The organism is Micromonospora sp. NPDC047548 (genome assembly GCF_040642975.1).
Taxonomy (GTDB): Bacteria; Actinomycetota; Actinomycetes; order Mycobacteriales; family Micromonosporaceae; genus Micromonospora.
The window spans coordinates 99,022-117,607 of record NZ_JBEYTI010000002.1; the positions used below are offsets into that span (position 1 = coordinate 99,022).

Sequence of the window (18,586 nt, forward strand, 5' to 3'; positions counted from 1 at the left end):
GGGGGTGGGGTGGGGGTCAGGAACGGGCGGTCAGGCGGGCCTCGCGGGCGGCGCGCTTCTCCTCGAAGCGGGAGGCCGCCCGCTCCAGGTCGTCGAGGTGGGCGGCGATCTGGTCGCGGGCGGCCTCGCCGTCGGCGTCCAGGCCGGTGACGTCGAAGACGTCCCACTGGCGCAGCACCGGCACCACCACCTCATCGCGGTGCAGACGCAGGTCGTAGATGCCGGCCAGGGCGATCGCCACCGACTTGCGGGCGAAGCCCTCGATGCCGACGCCGGGCATCTGGAAGTCGGCCACCACGTCGGCGACCGCCCGCATCGCCTGGCTGGGAGCCAGCTCGAAGGCCGCGCCGAGCAGGTTGCGATAGAAGACCATGTGCAGGTTCTCGTCGGCGGCCACCCGGGCCAGCAGCGCCTCGCAGGCCGGGTCGCCGGTCACCCGACCGGTGTTGCGGTGCGAGATCCGGGTCGCCAACTCCTGGAACGACACGTACGCCAGCGAGTGCAGCACCTCGTCGCCGTGCACGTTCTCGTAACCGGCCGACATATGGGTCATCCGGGCCCGCTCCAGCGCCACCGGGTCCACCGCCCGGGTCACCGTCAGGTAGTCGCGGATGGCGGTGCCGTGCCGCCCCTCCTCGGCCGTCCACCGGTGCACCCAGGTGCCCCACGCCCCGTCCCGGCCGAAGAGCGTCGCGATCTCGTGGTGGTACGAGGGCAGGTTGTCCTCGGTCAGCAGGTTGACGATCAGCGCGGTGCGGGCCACCTCGGGGATGGTCGAGTCCGACTCCGTCCAGGCCTCTCCGCCGAGCGGCCCGTCGAAGGTGCGCCCCTCGCTCCACGGGACGTACTCGTGCGGGAACCACTCCTTGGCGATCGACAGGTGCCGGTCGAGGTTCTTCTCCACCACGGCTTCGAGTTCGAGGAGCAGGGCGGTCTGGCTCAGCGGGGTGGTGGTCATGCGCATCTCCCTACGGTGGCGTAACTTACGCTACCGTAGGGCCCCGCGGCCGTACGCGCGAGTAATGCGTCAGCTGACCAGCGGCTTCAGGTCCTCCCGCGGCGGGGTCCACTCGCCCGCCGACGCCACCACCTGCTCGCCGGAGCGGATGTCCTTCACCTCGTCCGCCGCGCCGCCGGCGCCCGGGAACCAGACGTACGGGATGCCGCGCCGCTCGGCGTACCGGATCTGCTTGCCGAATTTCGCGGCGCTCGGCGACACCTCGGTCGGCACGCCCCGGGAGCGCAGCGCCTCGGCGACCCGGTTGCTCGCCGGACGCGCGTCCTCGCTGGTCACCGCGACCAGCACGCAGGTCGGCACGCTGCGGGAGACCGAGAGCGCGTCGGCGCCGAAGAGCAGCCCGAGCAGCCGGGTCACCCCGATCGAGATGCCCACCCCGGGGAAGCTGACGTTCCCCGAGCTGGCCAGGTTGTCGTAGCGGCCGCCGGAGCAGATCGAGCCGAACCGCTCGTAGCCCACCAGCTGCGTCTCGTACACCGTGCCGGTGTAGTAGTCCAGGCCGCGGGCGATGCGCAGGTCGGCCACGCACAGCCCCGGCGAGTGCGCCGCGGCGGTCTCCACCACCGCGACCAGTTCCTCGATCCCCTCGTCGAGCAGCGGGTCGCTCACCCCGAGGGCGCGCACCGCGTCGGCGAAGGAGGCGTCCGGCGCGCAGATCTCGGCCAGCGCCAGGCACGCCTTGGCCTGCGCCTCGCTCGCCCCGGCCGTCTCGGCCAGCAGCTCGGCGACCCCGGCCGGGCCGATCTTGTCGAGCTTGTCGACCGCGCGCAGCGCCGCCTCCGGGTCGGACAGCCCGATCCCCCGGTAGAAGCCCTCGCAGATCTTGCGGTTGTTGACCTGGATGCGCACCGGCGGAATCGGCAGCGAGCGCAACGCGTCGCCGATCACCAGCGGCATCTCCGCCTCGTAGTGCGCGGGCAGGGTGTCCCGGTCGACGATGTCGATGTCGGCCTGGAGGAACTCGCGGTAGCGCCCCTCCTGCGGCCGCTCACCCCGCCACACCTTCTGGATCTGGTAGCGGCGGAACGGGAACTGCAGCTTGCCCGCGTTTTCCAGCACGTACCGGGCGAACGGCACGGTCAGGTCGAAGTGCAGGCCGAGCGCGTCGTCGCCGGCGGGACCGTCGGTGTCGGCCTGCAACCGACGCAGCACGTAGACCTCCTTCGAGGTCTCCCCCTTGCGCAGCAGCTGATCCAGCGGCTCCACCGAACGGGTCTCCAGCGGCGCGAAGCCGTACAGCTCGAAGGTATTGCGAATTCGATCGAGGACGAACTGCTCGATCATCCGCTGCGACGGGTTCCACTCCGGGAAGCCGGAGATGGGCGTGGGCTTGCTCATGGCGTGCTCCTTGCGTCCCGCGCGACCGCGCGGGGAGGTCGTGGATGCGGCTACAGGCCGCGGGTGGGCGCGGCCGGGCGCGCGCCGCCGGGACCCGCCACCTCGAGGAGGTACGGGTTGGTCGCGCGCTCGCGGCCGACGGTGGTCGCGGGGCCGTGGCCGGGCAGGACGACCGTGTCGTCGGCCAGCGGAAGGACCTTCTCCCGCAGGCTGGTCAGCATCCGGGGCATGCTGCCGCCCGGCAGGTCGGTGCGGCCGATCGAGCCGGCGAAGAGCACGTCACCGGAGAGGCAGATCTGCTCGGCCTCCCAGGGCGAGCCGGCGCCGGGCATCCGGAACAGCACCGACCCGCCGGTATGGCCGGGGGCGTGGTCGACGGTGATCTCCAACCCGGCCAGGGCCAGCGTCGCTCCGTCGGTCAGCTCGGCCACGTCGTCCGGCTCGGCGTACGGCAGCCGGCCGCCGAAGAGCTGGGTGAGGTCCATCGACAGCGCCTTGGACGGGTCGGCGAGCAGCTCCCGGTCGTCCGGGTGGACGTACGCCGGGATGCCGCGCGCGCCGCAGACCGGCGCCACCGAGAAGGTGTGGTCGAGGTGGCCATGGGTGAGCAGCACGGCGACCGGGTGCAGACGGTGTTCGGCGAGCACGGCGTCGAGCCGGTCGAGCACCCCGATGCCGGGGTCGACCACCACGCACTGCTCCCCCGGCGCGGTCGCCACCACATAGCAGTTGGTGCCGAAGGCGTCCGCGGGAAAGCCGGCCACGAGCACGTCCGCTCCCCTTTCCGTCGGTTCGTCATCCCTCCCGCAGCCTAGCCGCAGCGGCGAGCGGATATCCCTGACCCACCCGTCCCGCCCACCCCGCCCGGCACAGTGACGCACCCCGATAGACCCAGCCCGGACCTCGTACACCACTTTCACAGCGGCTACCCGTACACTCTGGCGGGCGTGTGGCGTGGCGCACTGCTCCTTGCGAGGACGCGAGCGGCCCGACCGCCGGTTGAAACCAGGGCAGAGGAAGGGGAGCACGGGTGGCTTCCAGCAGGGACCGGCAGCGCAAGCTGGCACGGGAGAAGCTCGACCGGCAGTTGGCCCGGCGGGCCGCCGCCACCCGGCGGCGCCGGCAGATCCAGGCCGGCGTGGGCGCCGCGGTCGTGCTGGTGCTCATCGTGGTCGGGTCAGCGTGGGGGCTGGGCGCCTTCGACCGCGACCCGGCGCGAAAGGCCGCCCAGGACGTCTGCCTCTGGACGCCGCAGGACGCCGGCGCCAACACCAACCTCAAGGACGTCGGCACCCCGGCCACCACCGGCCTGCCCACCTCGGGCATCCGGCCGATGACGATCAACACCAACCAGGGCGGCCCGATCACGGCCGAACTGGACCTCGCCGGCGCCCCGTGCGCCGCGGCGAGCATCGCCCACCTGGCGACCCGCTCGTTCTACGACAACACCACGTGCCACGAGATCACCACCGAGGGGGCGTTGCGCTGCGGCGACCCCAGCGGCACCGGCCTGGGCGGCCCGACGTACTCCTTCTACGACGAGAACGTCCCCACCGTGCCCGAGGCGAACCCGTCGGCCAGCCCGGCCCCGGACGAGCCGCCGGCGTACCCGAAGGGCACGATCGCCATGATCGCCAACCCGCCGGGCACCAACGGCAGCCAGTTCCTCGTCTTCTTCAAGGACTTCAACCCGGCCAAGCCGGCGTACCCGGTGATCGGCCGGGTCACCGGCGGGCTCGATGTGATCGAGAAGGTCGGTGCCCTGCCGACCGTGGACAATGGGACCGGGGCGAAGGTCAAGCCGAAGACGGACGTGCTGCTCCAGAAGCTCACCGTCGGCGAGCCGACCACGGCCGGCCCGGCCCCGACGAGCCCGGCCTCCGGCGCCCCGTCGGCCAGCCCCAGCGCCGGCTGAGCCGGACAGACCACCCGTATGCGGCAGCGACCGCGCCAGACAGTCCAGAAGGAGCGACCGTGACGTCCACGAGAGAGCGGCAGCGCGCGGCGGCGCGGGCCCGACTCGAGCGGGAGATGGCCGAGCGTGGGGCCAAGGCCCGCAAGCGCCGGCAGACGCAGGCGATCGTCGGGGCCGGTGCGGTCCTGCTGCTCGTGGTCGCCGGCAGCGTCTGGCTGGCGACGACCCTCGGCGGCGACGACACCACGCAGAACACCGCGGGCGGCACCCCGGGCTACGTGCAGTGCGCGTACACCGAGGCGCCGAAGGAGGGCCGGACCCCGCAGCTCAAGGACGTCGGGCTGCCGCCGGCCCAGCAGAAGGACACCGGCACCCAGACGATGACGATCGACACCAACCTGGGCCCGATCACCGCCAAGATCGACCGCGCGGCGGTGCCCTGCACCGCGGGCAGCTTCACCCACCTGGCCAGCAAGGGCTTCTTCGACAACAGCAAGTGCCACCGCCTGGTCACCGAGGGCATCAAGGTGCTCCAGTGCGGCGACCCGAGCGCCACCGGCAAGGGCTGGCGGGAGACCGACGGCACCGGCGGCCCGGCCTACAACCTGGCCGAGGAGAACCTGCCGACCGACAAGCGCCCCCCGTACCCGGACGGCGTCATCGCGATGGCCAACTCCGGCCAGCCGGGCAGCACCGGCAGCCAGTTCTTCATCGTCTACGGCGACTCGCAGCTCGACCCGAACTACACCGTGCTGGGCACGGTCACCGGCGGCATGGACCTGGTCAAGCAGGTCGCGGCGGCCGGCGACGACAAGGCCTTCGCCCAGCAGGCCGGGGGTGGCCACCCCAAGAAGGAGGTCGTCATCACCAAGCTGGCGATGAGCGATATCCAGGGCTGACCCACCCGTACGACGAAGCGCCCGCCGGCCGCAGCCGGCGGGCGCTTCCCGTGGTGCCTCAGGCCCCCGAGGTGACCCGGTACGCGTCGAAGACGCCGTCGACCTTGCGGACCGCGGCCAGCAGGTGGCCCAGGTGCTTCGGGTCGGCCATCTCGAAGCTGAACCGGCTCACCGCCACCCGGTCGCGGGTGGTGGTGACGGTGGCGGAGAGGATGTTGACCCGCTCGTCGGAGAGCACCCGGGTGACGTCGGTGAGCAGCTTGTGCCGATCCAGCGCCTCGACCTGGATGGCCACCAGGAACGTCGAGGCGGAGGTGAGCTTCCAGCTGACCTCGACCACCCGCTCGGTCTGCGCCCGCAGGTCCTCGGCGTTGGCGCAGTCGTCGCGGTGCACGCTCACCCCGCCGGAGCGGGTGACGAAGCCGAAGACCGCGTCCGGCGGCACCGGGGTACAACAGCGGGCCAGCTTGATCCAGACGTCGCTGACGCCCCGGACCACGACGCCGGGGTCGGCGCTGCTCTGCCGGCTGCGCGGCGGCCGGGTGGCGACGGCGGTCTCGGCGATGTCCTCCGCCGCGCCCTCCTCGCCACCGTAGGTGGCCATCAGCTTCTGCACCACCGACTGGGCGGAGACCTGACTGTCGCCCACCGCCGCGTAGAGCGAGGCCACGTCGGCCAGGTGCAGGTCCCGGGCGATCGCCATCAGCGCGTCCGAGGTGAGCATCCGCTGCAACGGCATGCCCTGCTTGCGCATCGCCTTGACGATCGCGTCCTTGCCGGCCTCGATCGCCTCCTCGCGCCGCTCCTTGTTGAAGTACTGGCGGATCTTGGTGCGGGCGCGCGGGCTCTTGACGAAGCCCAGCCAGTCCTGGGTGGGGCCGGCCGTGTCCGACTTCGAGGTGAAGATCTCGATCACGTCGCCGTTGGACAGCGTCGACTCCAGCGGCACCAGCTTGCCGTTGACCCGCGCCCCGATGCACTTGTGCCCGACCTCGGTGTGCACCGCGTACGCGAAGTCCACCGGCGTCGAGCCGGTCGGCAGCGGGATGACGTCACCCTTCGGGGTGAAGACGTACACCTCCTGGCTGGACAGGTCGAAGCGCAGCGCGTCGAGGAACTCGCTCGGGTCGGCCGCCTCCCGCTGCCAGTCCAGCAGCTGGCGCAGCCAGGTCATCTCGTCGATGTGCGCCGGCGGGCCGACGATCTGGGTGCCCTTGTGCTCCTTGTACTTCCAGTGCGCGGCGATGCCGAACTCGGCGGTGCGGTGCATCGCGTACGTGCGGATCTGCATCTCCACCGGCTTGCCGGTGGGCCCGATGACCGTCGTATGCAACGACTGGTACATGTTGAACTTGGGCATCGCGATGTAGTCCTTGAACCGGCCCGGCACCGGCTGCCAGTTGGCGTGGATGACCCCCAGCGCCGCGTAGCAGTCCCGCACCGTGTCGACCAGGATCCGCACACCCACCAGGTCGTAGATGTCGTTGAAGTCGCGACCCCGCACGATCATCTTCTGGTAGATCGAGTAGAGGTGCTTCGGCCGGCCGGTGGTCTCCGCCTTGATCTTGGCGGCCTTGAGGTCGGTCTGCACCTTCTGGGTCACCTGGCGCAGCAGCGCCTCCCGCTGCGGCTGGTGCTCCCCGATCAGCCGGTTGATCTCCTCGTACCGCTTCGGGAACAGGGTGCCGAAGGCGAGATCCTCCAGCTCCCACTTGATCGTGTTCATACCGAGGCGGTGCGCGAGGGGGGCCAGGATCTCCAGCGTCTCCTTGGCCTTCTGCTCCTGCTTGGGGCGGGGCAGGAAGGTCAGGGTGCGCATGTTGTGCAGCCGGTCGGCCAGCTTGATCACCAGGACGCGCGGGTCCTTGGCCATCGCCACGACCATCTTGCGGATGGTCTCCGCCTTGGCCGCGTCGCCGAGCTTGACCTTATCGAGCTTGGTCACCCCGTCGACCAGGAGGGTCACCTCCGGGCCGAAGTCCGCGCGCATCTGGTCGAGGGTGTATTCCGTGTCCTCGATCGTGTCGTGCAGCAGCGCCGCGACCAGGGTGGTGGTGTCCATCCCGAGGTTGGCCAGGATGGTGGCCACGGCCAGCGGGTGGGTGATGTACGGGTCGCCGGACTTGCGGTACTGACCCGAGTGCCAGCGGGCGGCGGTGTCGAACGCGCGCTGGAGCAGCCGCGCGTCGGCCTTGGGGTGGTTCTCCCGGTGGGTGGCGATCAGCGGTTCCAGCACCTCGCTGACCTGCGAACTCTGCCAGGGCGCGTTGAACCGGGCCAGCCGGGCCCGCACCCGGCGGCCGGTCGGCGCGTTGGAGAGGGCGAAACCTCCGCTCGGCGGGGAATCGCCGTCGGTCGGCAACGGCGCCACGGTCGCGCCGGCGTCGACGGCCGCGGTAACGGCGCCGTCGGCGACGCCCGCCACCCGGGTCGGCGGGTTGCCCTTCCGGTCGGTCACCGAGCCGTCAGCGTCGCCTGTCGGGTGCACCGTGCCCTCCACCGGAGGGGCGACATCGTGGGACACCGGCCTCCTCACCGCTCGCCGGAAAACACCGACCGTGCGCCGGCCGGCCTGGTCCTTCACCGCCGGACGGAGGACCCGCCCGGTCAGCAAAGGGCAATGCTACCCGCACGGTGGGTGCAGTGCCGCTCCGCCGGACGGTCCGCACCGGGTCCGTCCGACGGCGTCCAGGGTCAAACGGTCAGCAGGGCATGGACCGGGCGCCCGGCGAGCTTCTTGCGGCCCTCCAGGAAGCCCAGCTCCAGCAGGACGGTGAACCCGGCAACCGTGCCGCCGGCTCGCTCGACCAGGTCGAGGGTGGCCTCGGCGGTGCCGCCGGTGGCCAGCACGTCGTCGACCACCAGCACCCGGTGGCCGGCGGTGAAGGCGTCCTGGTGCACCTCCAGCGTCGCCTCGCCGTACTCCAGCGCGTAGGAGGCCGAGTACGCAGCGCGGGGCAGCTTGCCGGCCTTGCGCACCGGCACCACGCCGATCCCCGTGGCGTACGCGATGGCGGCGGCGATCACGAAGCCGCGGGCCTCGACGCCGACCACGATGTCGAACGAGTCACGCCCGTGGTACTCGACGATCCCGTCGATCACCTCGCGGAACACGTCACCGTCGGCGAAGAGCGGCATCAGGTCCTTGAACATGACGCCGGGCTTGGGGAAGTCCGGTACGTCCAGCACCCGACTGGCCACCAGCCGGGCGACCTCCGGGCCGCTGTCCCCCCGTACCCCGGTGCTGTGGGTTTCCGTCACGGTGCTCCCTCCAACGACGACGGCGTCCTCCATGCCGCTCGCACAGCATGAAGGACGCCGTCGGGATGATTCCTACCGGGTATCCCCGCAGTGGGTGTCCCCGCAGTGGTCAGCGCCGCTTGGCGCCACCGGGCCGGTTGCCCCCGCTACCGCTGGGGCGGCCGCCCCGGGCACCGGTCGCGCGCTTGCCGGCCGGGCGGGCGCCCACCTTCGGCGCCGCGCCCGCCAGGGCCGTCGCCTCGGCATCGATCGGCTCGTCGCCACCCTCGGCCGCGCGGGACGCGCCCTTCGGGGCGAGTTCGCCCCGGGCGATCGCACCCCGCCGGGCCAGCACCCGCTTGGTGTGCGCCTGGATCCGCGGGTCGTAGTTCTTCAGCAGCACCAGCAGCGGGGTGGCCAACAGGATCGAGGTCAGGAACGCCATCGCCATGCCGACGAAGAGCACCAGGCCGAGGTCCTTCAGGGTGCCCGCGCCGAGCAGGCCGGCACCGATGAAGAGCAGGCCGCCGACCGGGAGCAGGGCGACCACCGAGGTGTTCAGCGACCGCATCAGGCTCTGGTTGAGCGCCAGGTTGGCCGCCTCGCCGTACGTCTGGTTGCTGTTTGCGGTGATCCCGCGGGTGTTCTCCTGCACCTTGTCGAAGACCACCACCACGTCGTAGAGCGCGAAGCCCAGGATCGTGAGGAAGCCGATGATGGTCGACGGGGTGACCTCGAAGCCGACCATCGAGTAGATGCCGGCGGTGAGGATCAGGTTCATGAACAGCGAGCTGATCGCCGCGGCGGCCATCCGCCACTCGAAGCGCAGGATCAGGTAGATCGCCACCACCGCGACGAAGATGATCAGGCCGAGCAGCGCCCGGGAGGTCACCTGGCTGCCCCACGCCTCGCTGACCTGGCTGCCGCTGATCTGGTCGACGTTGATGCCGAACCCACGTGCCATCTCGGTCTTCACCGCGGCGACCTGCTCAACGCTGAGCTGCGACGTCCGCATCTCGTAGTACTCGCCGCCGGGGCCGCCGACCTTCTGCGCGGTCGCCACCTTGGCGCCGCCGCCCTCCGCGGCCAGCGCCGTGTTGACCTGCTCCTCGGCCCGATCCAGCGTGCCGACGCTTGCCGGGACCTGGAACGAGTTGCCACCGGCGAACTCGATGCCGAGGCTGAAGCCGCGCACCGCGAAGCTGAGCACCGCGATCAGCACCAGCGCGCCGGCCACGCCGAACCACAGCTTGCGCCGGCCGACGATGTCGAGCCCGGCCTCACCGCGGTAGAGCCGGCTCGCGAGACCACTCTTAGCCATCTCAGGCCTCCTTGACGCGCGGGTTGCGGGGCGTGTCCTGCTCGGCCGACCGGGCCGGTAGGGCCCGGCCGAGACCGCTGACCCGCGGGGACAGGAACGCCTGGGTACGGGCGAACATCGTCATGATCGGGTGCCGGAAGAGGAAGACCACGATCAGGTCGAGCACGGTCGCCAGGCCGAGGGCGAAGGCGAAGCCCTTCACCGTGCCGACCGAGACGACGTAGAGCACCACGGCGGACATCAGCGTGATCGCGTTCGCCGAGATGATCGTCCGGCGGGCCCGGATCCAGGCGCGCGGCACCGCGCTGCGCGGGCTGCGCCCCTCCCGGATCTCGTCCTTGAGCCGCTCGAAGTAGATGACGAAGGAGTCCGCCGCCACACCGAGCGAGACGATCATGCCGGCGATGCCGGCGAGGGTGAGGGTGAAGCCGATCGACCGGCCGAGCACCACCAGCGCGCCGAAGACCAGCAGCGCCGACAGCACCAGGCTCAGGAAGATGACCGAGCCGAGCAGGCGGTAGTAGAAGAACGAGTAGACGATGACCAGCAGCAGGCCGATGCCGGCGGCGAGCAGGCCGGCCCGCAGGTGGCTGTCGCCCAGGGTTGCGGTGACGTTCTGCGACTCCTGCGGCACAAAGGTCACCGGCAGCGCGCCGTAGCGCAGCTGACCGGCCAGCGCGTTCGCGTCCGTGCTGGTGAAGTTGCCGGTGATCTGGGAGTCGCCGGTCAGCACGGCCTGGATCTGCGGCGAGGAGACGATCTTGTTGTCCAGCACGACCGCCACCCGGCACTTGCCGTCCTGGCCGAGCGCGGTCTGGTCGCAGGCGCCGCCCTCGTTGGTGAACGCCTCGCGGGTCAGGTTCGTCCACTTCTCCTGGCCCTTGCCGGTGAAGTTCAGGCTGACCACCCACGCGCTGGTTTGGTCGAGCTCGGCTTTGGCGTCGTCGACGTCGGTGCCGACCACCTTCGCCATGTCGAGCAGGTACTTCGCCGCGCCGTCCTCACAGGCGACCGCCTGCTGCTTCTCGTCCTTGATCGACGCGGCCGGACGCTTGTCCAGCTGGGCGCAGGTGATGGTCGGGACGTTGAACTGCATCTGCGGCGTGAGCACCGCGATCTCCTGCGGGGAGAGCGCGCCGAACGGCTTGAGCTTCTCCGCCAGGGAGGGGTCGGCGGTGAGGTCGGCCGGGGCCTGCAGGCCGCTCGCGGCGGCCCAGGAGTCCGGTCCCACCTTCTTCTCGACGGCCGCGCGCTGCTCCTGGATGCTCTGCGACACCGGGGCGGCGCTGGCGCTCGGCGAGGCGCTCGGCGAGGCCGGGGCGGAGGGAGTGGCGCTGGCGCTCGGCGCGGGGGCGCCGCCGCCCTGACCGCCGGCGCTCGGCGAGGAGGTCGCCTTGGGCGCGGCGCTGCCCGACGGCGCCGGCGAAGCGCTGCCGGAGGGCGCCGGCGACGCGCTGCCAGAGGGAGCGGGGGTCGGGGTGGCCGCCGGGGCGGTGACCGCGCCGCTGCCGTCCGCGCCCTTGAGTACCTTGCGGAAGCGCAGCTCGGCGGCGCTGCCGACGTCGGTCAGGTCGCGGTTCTCACCGGGCAGGGAGACGACGATGTTCCGGTTGCCCTCGGTGACCACCTCGGCCTCGGCCACGCCGTAGGCGTTGACCCGGCTCTCGATGATCTGGCGCGCCTCTTCCAGGTTCGCCGAGGTCGGGGGCTTGCCGTCGACGCTGTTGGTGGCCTCCAGCGTCAGCCGGGTGCCGCCGATCAGGTCCAGGCCGAGCCGGGGCTCCAGCCGGTCCTTCCAGCCGCCGCTGGCACCGCCCGAGAAGAACACCAAAGAATAGAGGACGACGAAGATGAGCCCGAGTACGGCGAGCTGCCGCCCGGGGCGCATCTGTCCCTGAGGTGGTGCCACGGCTGTCCTGTCTCCCTGTAACGGTCGCGCCACCGACGCGGCGGCGGCGAATGTCGGGCCGGGGATCCGGGCCGACATGCTCTCCGGGACCGGCGCCCGCCGGTCGGCACGGCGTACCGCCGCCCACTCGGGGCGTCGGTCGGGGCGCGTGCCGGCGTCGGACGTCGGCCCACCTGTTCAGTTGTCGCGTTCCGCCCGCCGCCCTGGGAGGAGGGCGGGCGGGGGTTCACTCCTTGACGGCGTCCGCCACGTCCTCGGTGGCCGGCTCGGTCGACTCGGCGCGCTCAGCCTGGTTGACCACCCGGGCGATCGCCGGCCGGGCGTAGCGGGTCTGGACGCCGGGGGCGACCTCCAGCAGCACGGTGTCGTCGTCCACACCGGTGACGGTGCCGTAGAGCCCACCGATGGTGACGACCTCGTCACCCGGGGCCAGCGCGGACTGCATGGACTCGGCCTCGCGCCGCCGCTTCTGCTGCGGGCGGATCATCATGAAGTACATGACGCCGAAGAGCAGGGCGATCATGAGGATCGGCGTGAGACCGCCGACTCCCCCGCCGCCCGCTGCTGCGTAATACACGGTGTGTGACCTTCCCATTGGCCCCCGGCTCGGCACGAGGGGCGCCGGAGTGGAGGCGGATTCTCACGTCCTGTACAGACCGCGGCGAGTCTAGTCGCTACAGCTGGGAACGCCGAATGCGGTACAGATCACGTTCACATCACGGCTGATCCGGTGCAGCGGAGAACAGATCGGGCACGGAAGGGGCGTCAGCGCCAAATGTACCATTTGGTGGCGTACGGCCCAGATGACGCCAGGCGGCCTCCGTGGCCACCCGCCCCCGGGGCGTGCGGGCGAGCAGACCGGCCCGGACCAGGAACGGCTCGCAGACCTCCTCGACGGTGTCGGGCTGCTCCCCCACTGCCACCGCGAGGGTGGAGAGCCCGACCGGGCCGCCCCGGAACGAGTCCACCAGCGCGGTCAGCACCGCCCGGTCCAGCCGGTCCAGGCCGAGCGCGTCCACGTCGTACACGGTCAGGGCGGCCCGGGCCGTCTCCAGGGTGACCACGCCGTCGGCCCGGACCTCGGCGAAGTCCCGGACCCGGCGCAGCAACCGGTTGGCGATCCGGGGGGTGCCCCGGGAACGACCGGCGATCTCGATGGCCCCGTCGTCGGTGATCGGCACGCCCAGGATCCGCGCCGAGCGGTGCAGCAGCGCCTCCAGGTCGGCCGGGGCGTAGAAGTCCAGGTGCGCGACGAAGCCGAACCGGTCCCGCATCGGCCCGGTCAGCAGACCGGACCGGGTGGTCGCGCCGACCAGGGTGAACGGCTCGACGTCCAGCGGGATCGCGGTCGCCCCGGGCCCCTTGCCGACCACCACGTCGACCCGGAAGTCCTCCATCGCGCTGTAGAGCAACTCCTCGGCCGGCTTGGCGATCCGGTGGATCTCGTCGATGAAGAGCACGTCGCCCTCGGCGAGGCTGGTCAGGATGGCCGCCAGGTCGCCGGAGCGCTCGATCACCGGACCGCTGGTCACCCGGAGGCCGGCACCCAGCTCGGCGGCCACGATATTGGCGAGCGTCGTGTTGTGCACGACGAGGTCGTTCACCGTGAATGTGTGATCGCCGTCGACGGTCAGACACCGGCACTCTCGCAGGCCGGCCGCCTCGACCGAAACCACCCGGTCGGCCGCGAGCCGCTCCTCGAACCGGTCGCGGCGTGGCGCCCACCCGGCGAGCCGCATCCCCCGCTCACCGATCACCGTCACCCGCTGCACGAACCTGGCCACGTCGTCCTGGCTGGTGATGCTGAGTCGCCACGACTCGTGCGGCCTGCCCTGATAGCGGCCCCGCTTCAGCTTCAGCCTCGACTGGATGCCCAGCCGCAGCAGAAGGTGTTGCACGTCCGCGAGGAGGCCCCGCGAGACGCTGTAGTACTCGACAACCAGGTCGTAGCGGTCACGTCCGCGCCTGCTGACCGTGCCGTCGCAGGCGAAGTAGGCGCCCAGGAACGCCGCCACCTGCCAACCGTCACCGCGGTAGACGAACTCCGGCACGCGCTTCTGCCAGGCGTTCTTGTCGAGGAGCCCGTGCTCGGACAGCCACGGTCGGAGTCCGGAGATCCTGATGAGCGAACTGCGGGCGCTGTTCGGCCTCGTGGTGTGGGTGTAACCAAGCCGGTCACACGTCGACCGGAAGTCGGCGAGCACGTCCTCGTCGCCACCCGTGAAGGTCACCTGGTTGGTCGTGCATCCGTCCCCGACGAGATACCCGGCGAGCTTGAACTCGTCGACGTCCTCCGTGCCGTCGGCGACGAGATCTGGACACAGCACGTTTGCGACGTAGTCCCGCTCCGTCAGGTCCCCGGCCTTGACCCACCCCTCCGGGGTCCAGAACGGGTGGTCCGGCGCGGCGACGACTTCCCGCCCGCTGGCCGTCCGGATCCGGACCGAATCCAGTTCGCCCTGCTCGTGGACCGCGGTCACCGTCGCGCCGTCACCCGTGCGGGTGATCACGCGGTCCCTCACGGCTATGTCGCCCAGCCGCCGCCGCGAGCCGTCCTCAAGCAGCACCAGGGCGTCGACCGAGACCGGCTTCCCGAGGCCAGGCGGCCCGGACAGGAGGATGTGGTCCGGCGGGGAGCCGCGCCGCATCGCGCCCTGCAGCAGCAGGTCGAGCTGGTCGCGGACCCGGTGCTGGGCGATGAACTCCGCGAGCCGCTTCGGCCGGACACTGGCCTCCGCGTCCAGCTCGGCATCGTTGACGTACGCCGAGACCAGTCCGTCGCCGGTCACCGCGCCACCGCCGCCCGCGGGGCCGGCCGGACCGACCCGCTCCGCGCGGTCACCGGGTCCGGCCCAGCAGTCGGATCGCCTGCTTCAGCAGCACCGGTACGGGCGGCGTCTCGCCGTCGACGGTCTCCGCGACCGCAGCCACCGCCTGGTCGGCCTGGCCGGCCGTCCAGCCCAGCCCGACCAGCGCCTGGCGGACCTGCTCGGGCCACGCCCCGCCGGTGACCCCGGCCGCGCCATCGGCGCCGACCGGTACCGGGCCGACCCGGTCGCGCAGCTCCAGGACCAGGCGTTCCGCGCCCTTCTTGCCGATGCCCGGCACCCGGGTCAGGGCGGCGGTGTCGGCGTTGGCGATGGCCTTGCGGACCGCGTCCGGGCTGTGCACGGCGAGCACCGCCTGGGCCAGCCGGGGGCCCACCCCGCTGGCTGTCTGGAGCAGTTCGAACAGCTGCTTGGCGTCGTCGTCGGCGAAGCCGTAGAGGGTGAGCGAGTCCTCCCGGACGATCAGGCTGGTGGCGAGCCGGGCCGGCTGGCCGACCCGCAGGTCGGCGAGGGTGGCCGGGGCGCACTGCACCGCGAGGCCGACGCCGCCCACCTCCACCACCGCGTGGTCCGGACCGGTCGCGGTCACGGTGCCGCGCACGCTGGCGATCATGCTGCTCCTCCTCGTCGTGCCCGGTCGGCGGCGGCGGCCAACTTCGACCGGGTGCCGCCGCGCCACACGTGGCAGATGGCCAGGGCCAGGGCGTCGGCGGCGTCGGCCGGTCTCGGCGGCGCGGGCAGCCGCAGCAGCCGGGTCACCATCGTCGTCATCTGCCGCTTGTCGGCCTGACCGGAACCGGTCACGGCCGCCTTCACCTCGCTCGGGGTGTACGTCTGCACCGGCAGCCCGGCGCGCGCCCCGGCGAGAACGGCGATCCCGCTGGCCTGGGCGGTACCCATCACGGTGCGGACGTTGTGCTGGCTGAAGACCCGCTCCACGGCGACGGCGTCCGGCCGGTGCTCGGCGACCAGGTCGGTGAGCGACCGGTCCAGGTGCAGCAGGCGCAGCGGCAGGTCGTCGGCCGGGTCGGTGTGGACGACGTAGTAGGCGACCAGGGTGCAGGGCCGGCCCGGCACGCCCTCGACCACGCCGACTCCGCACCGGGTCAGCCCCGGGTCGACGCCGAGCACGCGCACGCCGCCTCCTCCCCAGCCGCCACCAGTACGTGTGTTCGACACCCTACTGGTCCGCTCCGACGGCCGCCGGAGCAGACACGCCGGACCCGTCATCGCCGGCGGACGCGGTGCGAGAGGTGCGGTGCGAGAGGCGACCTTACCCCTCCGTCGCGGCGCTACCGCCGGTACCGCTCCCCCGGCCCACACTGGACGACCCCGGAGTATGTGTTGCCGCCCCATGTGCCGCCGGCCACACAGCTCGTAACTTCTTGCGCCATGACGGCAGAACCCGTGGCGGTCCCCCACGTCGTACACGTCGACCTCTCCGGTCGTAGCGCCCTGGTGACCGGTGGTGGCAGTGGCATCGGCCGGGCCTGTGCCCTGCGCCTGGCAGCGGCGGGCGCGGCGGTGCTGGTGGTGGACCGCAACGTCGAGGCAGCCAAGGCGGTGGCCGCCGAGGCCGGCGCCCGCGCCGAGGGGATGGACCTGTCGGACCTCGCGGCGGTGGACCGGCTCGACGCCGACGTCGACATCGTGGTCAACAACGCCGGGCTCCAGCACGTCGCGCCGGTGCAGGACTTCCCCACCGAGCGCTTCTCCCACCTGCACCGGGTGATGGTGGAGGCGCCGTTCCGGATCATCCGGCGCGCGCTGCCGCACATGTACGCCCAGGGCTGGGGCCGGATCGTCAACATCTCCTCCGTGCACGGGCTACGCGCCTCGCCGTACAAGGCGGCGTACGTGTCGGCCAAGCACGCTCTGGAGGGGCTGTCCAAGGTCGTCGCCCTGGAGGGCGCCGCGCACGGGGTCACCGCCAACTGCATCAACCCGGCGTACGTCCGCACCCCGCTGGTGGAGAGCCAGATCGCCGACCAGGCGGCCAGCCACGGCATCGGCGAGGACGAGGTGATCGAGAAGATCATGCTGGCCCGGGCCGCGATCAAGCGGCTGATCGAGCCGGAGGAGGTCGCCGAGTTGCTGGCGTACCTGTGCTCGCCACCGGCGGACTTCATCACCGGCGCCTCGATCGCCCTCGACGGGGGCTGGACGGCGAACTAGTGGCACCACGCACAATGAGCGTCATGTCGTCGCCGGTCGAGTTCCTGGAACTGCTGGCCCGGGAGGCGGCGGCCGTCGAGTTCGAGGGTCCGCTGGTGGCCGCCCGGGCTGCCGGGCTGCCCGCCGACCGGCTGGCCGAGCTGGAACACGCCAAAATGCTCGCGCTGCGGGTGCGCGGCCTGCTGGAGCGGCGCCGCCGCCGCGAGACCGAGCTCTCCGGCCTGTACGACACGGCCAGCGACCTGGCCGGGCTGCGCGACCTGGACGACGTGCTGCGGGCCATCGTGCACCGGGCCCGGCACCTGCTCGGCACCGACGTCGCCTACATGACCCTCAACGACGACGAGCGCGGCGACACCTACATGCGGGTCACCGACGGCTCGATCTCGGCGAAGTTCCAGCGGCTGCGGCTGGAGATGGGCGACGGGCTGGGCGGGCTGGTGGCCCAGTCCGGCACCCCGTACGTCACCTCGAACTACCAGGAGGACGAGCGGTTCCGGCACACCGGGGAGATCGACGGCGGGGTCGGCGAGGAGGGGCTGGTGGCCATCCTCGGCGTGCCGCTGCGGCTCGGATCGAGCGTGATCGGCGTGCTCTACGCGGCGAACCGGTCGGCCCGGCCGTTCGCCCGCGAGGAGGTGTCCCTGCTGGTGTCGCTCGCGGCGCACGCCGCGGTCGCGATCGACACCGCCCGGCTGCTCGCCGAGACCCGGTCCGCGCTGGCCGAGCTCTCCGCGGCGAACACCACCATCCGGGCGCACAGCAGCTCGGTGGAGCGGGCCGCGGCGGCGCACGACCGGATGACCGCGCTGGTGCTGCGCGGCGGCGGAATGGAGGACGTCGCCGCGGCGGTCACCGAGGTGCTCGGCGGGCCGCTGCTCGCGCTGGACTCGGAGGGTCGGCTGCTGGCCCGGGTCGGCGAGATCGAGGAGCCGGACCGGGCGGACCTGGTGGAGGCGGTGGCGGCGTCGCGGACCGAGGGGCGCAGCGTGCGCCGGGGCCCGCTCTGGTACGCCGCGGTGGTCGCCGGCGCGGAGAACCTGGGCGCGCTGGTGCTGCGCCCGGGCGACGAGCTGGTCGACGCCGACCAGCGCATCCTGGAGCGGGCGGCGCTGGTGACGGCGCTGCTGCTGCTGTTCCGGCGTACCGTCGCCGAGGCCGAGGGGCGGGTGCGGGGCGAGCTGCTCGACGACCTGATCGCCCGGCCGCTGCGGGACACCGACGCGCTGCGCAGCCGGGCCCGCCGGCTCGGGGTCGACCTGGACGCGCCGCACGTGCTGGTGGCGGTCGGCGACGATGCGATCGCCGCGACCGGGTCCGCCCGGCTGCGGGTGCTCTCCTGGGCCACCACGTACGCCTCGACCCGGGGCGGCCTGGCCGCGGCCCGGGACGGGCGGGTGGTGCTGATGCTGCCCGGCCGGGACGCCGGCGGCAGCGCCCGCGCGGTGGCCCGGGACCTGTCCCGGGTGACCGGCCGCCCGGTGACCGCCGGGGCGAGCGGCCCGGGGTCCGGGCCGGCGACGCTGGCCGCCACGTTCGCCGAGGCGGACCGCTGCCTCACCGCGCTCGGCGCGCTGGGCCGGGCCGGCGAGGGGGCGAGCACCGCCGAGCTGGGCTTCGTCGGGCTGCTCCTCGGCACGGTGGGTGACCAGGGCGAGCGGGACGTGGCCCGGTTCCTGACCGCCACGGTCGGGCCGGTGCTGGACTACGACGCGCGGCGCGGCACCGCGCTGGTGCGGACGCTGGAGGCGTACTTCGGGGTGGGCGGCAGCCTGGCCCGGGCCGCCGAGCAGCTGCACGTGCACGTCAACACGGTCACCCAGAGGTTGGAGCGGGTCGGGCAACTGCTGGGCGCGGACTGGCAGAAGCCGGAGCGGGCGCTGGAGGTGCAGTTGGCGCTGCGCCTGCACCGGCTGCGCGCGCCCGCGAGCTGACCCGGCTCG

The 18,586-nt window shown here is 72.3% G+C and carries 15 protein-coding genes and 1 pseudogene; 4 read left to right on the top strand and 12 right to left on the bottom strand.

Annotated features, from left to right (window positions below):
* Positions 1-16: 16 nt before the first annotated feature.
* From ABZ807_RS02300 to ABZ807_RS02310, 3 genes are all read right to left on the bottom strand, one after another.
* Positions 17-964, bottom strand: a complete 948-nt coding sequence (locus ABZ807_RS02300; RefSeq protein WP_357151666.1) for an acyl-ACP desaturase — start codon at positions 962-964, stop codon at positions 17-19.
* Positions 965-1,027: 63 nt separating this feature from the next.
* Entirely contained in the window at positions 1,028-2,356 is a 1,329-nt protein-coding gene (gene hisS / locus ABZ807_RS02305; protein ID WP_357151668.1) for a histidine--tRNA ligase, read from the bottom strand.
* A gap of 50 nt (positions 2,357-2,406) precedes the next feature.
* Positions 2,407-3,126: an MBL fold metallo-hydrolase gene (locus ABZ807_RS02310; RefSeq protein ID WP_357151670.1), complete on the bottom strand. Its 720-nt coding sequence runs from the start codon at positions 3,124-3,126 to the stop codon at positions 2,407-2,409.
* Between the two features lie 260 nt (positions 3,127-3,386).
* Here ABZ807_RS02310 and ABZ807_RS02315 point away from each other — a divergent pair, with 260 nt between their 5' ends.
* On the top strand, positions 3,387-4,271 hold the full coding sequence (locus tag ABZ807_RS02315) for a peptidylprolyl isomerase (protein WP_357151672.1): 885 nt from the start codon (positions 3,387-3,389) through the stop codon (positions 4,269-4,271).
* Positions 4,272-4,330: 59 nt separating this feature from the next.
* Entirely contained in the window at positions 4,331-5,170 is an 840-nt protein-coding gene (locus ABZ807_RS02320; protein ID WP_357151674.1) for a peptidylprolyl isomerase, read from the top strand.
* A gap of 58 nt (positions 5,171-5,228) precedes the next feature.
* On the opposite strand, the gene ABZ807_RS02325 is transcribed toward ABZ807_RS02320, so the two are convergent.
* The 9 genes and pseudogenes from ABZ807_RS02325 to ruvC all read right to left on the bottom strand — a co-directional run bounded on the left by ABZ807_RS02325 (position 5,229) and on the right by ruvC (position 15,605).
* On the bottom strand, positions 5,229-7,670 hold the full coding sequence (locus tag ABZ807_RS02325; protein WP_357152212.1) for a bifunctional (p)ppGpp synthetase/guanosine-3',5'-bis(diphosphate) 3'-pyrophosphohydrolase: 2,442 nt from the start codon (positions 7,668-7,670) through the stop codon (positions 5,229-5,231).
* Positions 7,671-7,864: 194 nt separating this feature from the next.
* The gene (locus ABZ807_RS02330) at positions 7,865-8,431 is read right to left on the bottom strand and encodes an adenine phosphoribosyltransferase (protein WP_357151676.1); all 567 of its coding nucleotides are present in this window, start codon (positions 8,429-8,431) and stop codon (positions 7,865-7,867) included.
* Positions 8,432-8,540: 109 nt separating this feature from the next.
* Entirely contained in the window at positions 8,541-9,731 is a 1,191-nt protein-coding gene (gene secF, locus ABZ807_RS02335) for a protein translocase subunit SecF (protein ID WP_357151678.1), read from the bottom strand.
* Position 9,732: 1 nt separating this feature from the next.
* Complete coding sequence (secD, locus tag ABZ807_RS02340; RefSeq protein WP_357151681.1) at positions 9,733-11,640, bottom strand: protein translocase subunit SecD; 1,908 nt, start codon at positions 11,638-11,640, stop codon at positions 9,733-9,735.
* A gap of 226 nt (positions 11,641-11,866) precedes the next feature.
* Positions 11,867-12,235, bottom strand: coding sequence for a preprotein translocase subunit YajC (gene yajC / locus ABZ807_RS02345; RefSeq protein WP_357151683.1), 369 nt, complete (start codon positions 12,233-12,235; stop codon positions 11,867-11,869).
* A gap of 121 nt (positions 12,236-12,356) precedes the next feature.
* Entirely contained in the window at positions 12,357-14,150 is a 1,794-nt protein-coding gene (ruvB, locus tag ABZ807_RS02350; protein WP_357152215.1) for a Holliday junction branch migration DNA helicase RuvB, read from the bottom strand.
* Positions 14,127-14,429 (bottom strand): annotated as a pseudogene (locus ABZ807_RS02355) (Holliday junction branch migration DNA helicase RuvB); the annotation flags it as partial. The pseudogene ABZ807_RS02355 and the gene ruvB, both read right to left, overlap by 24 nt.
* Positions 14,430-14,478: 49 nt before the next feature.
* Complete coding sequence (ruvA, locus tag ABZ807_RS02360) at positions 14,479-15,081, bottom strand: Holliday junction branch migration protein RuvA (RefSeq protein WP_357151685.1); 603 nt, start codon at positions 15,079-15,081, stop codon at positions 14,479-14,481.
* The gene (gene ruvC / locus ABZ807_RS02365; protein WP_357151687.1) at positions 15,078-15,605 is read right to left on the bottom strand and encodes a crossover junction endodeoxyribonuclease RuvC; all 528 of its coding nucleotides are present in this window, start codon (positions 15,603-15,605) and stop codon (positions 15,078-15,080) included. Before ruvC ends, ruvA begins: the two co-directional genes overlap by 4 nt.
* A gap of 255 nt (positions 15,606-15,860) precedes the next feature.
* Here ruvC and ABZ807_RS02370 point away from each other — a divergent pair, with 255 nt between their 5' ends.
* Together ABZ807_RS02370 and ABZ807_RS02375 are read left to right on the top strand one after the other, a co-directional pair.
* Positions 15,861-16,643, top strand: a complete 783-nt coding sequence (locus tag ABZ807_RS02370) for a 3-hydroxybutyrate dehydrogenase (RefSeq protein WP_357151689.1) — start codon at positions 15,861-15,863, stop codon at positions 16,641-16,643.
* A gap of 14 nt (positions 16,644-16,657) precedes the next feature.
* On the top strand, positions 16,658-18,577 hold the full coding sequence (locus ABZ807_RS02375; protein WP_357151691.1) for a helix-turn-helix domain-containing protein: 1,920 nt from the start codon (positions 16,658-16,660) through the stop codon (positions 18,575-18,577).
* Positions 18,578-18,586 lie beyond the last annotated feature (9 nt).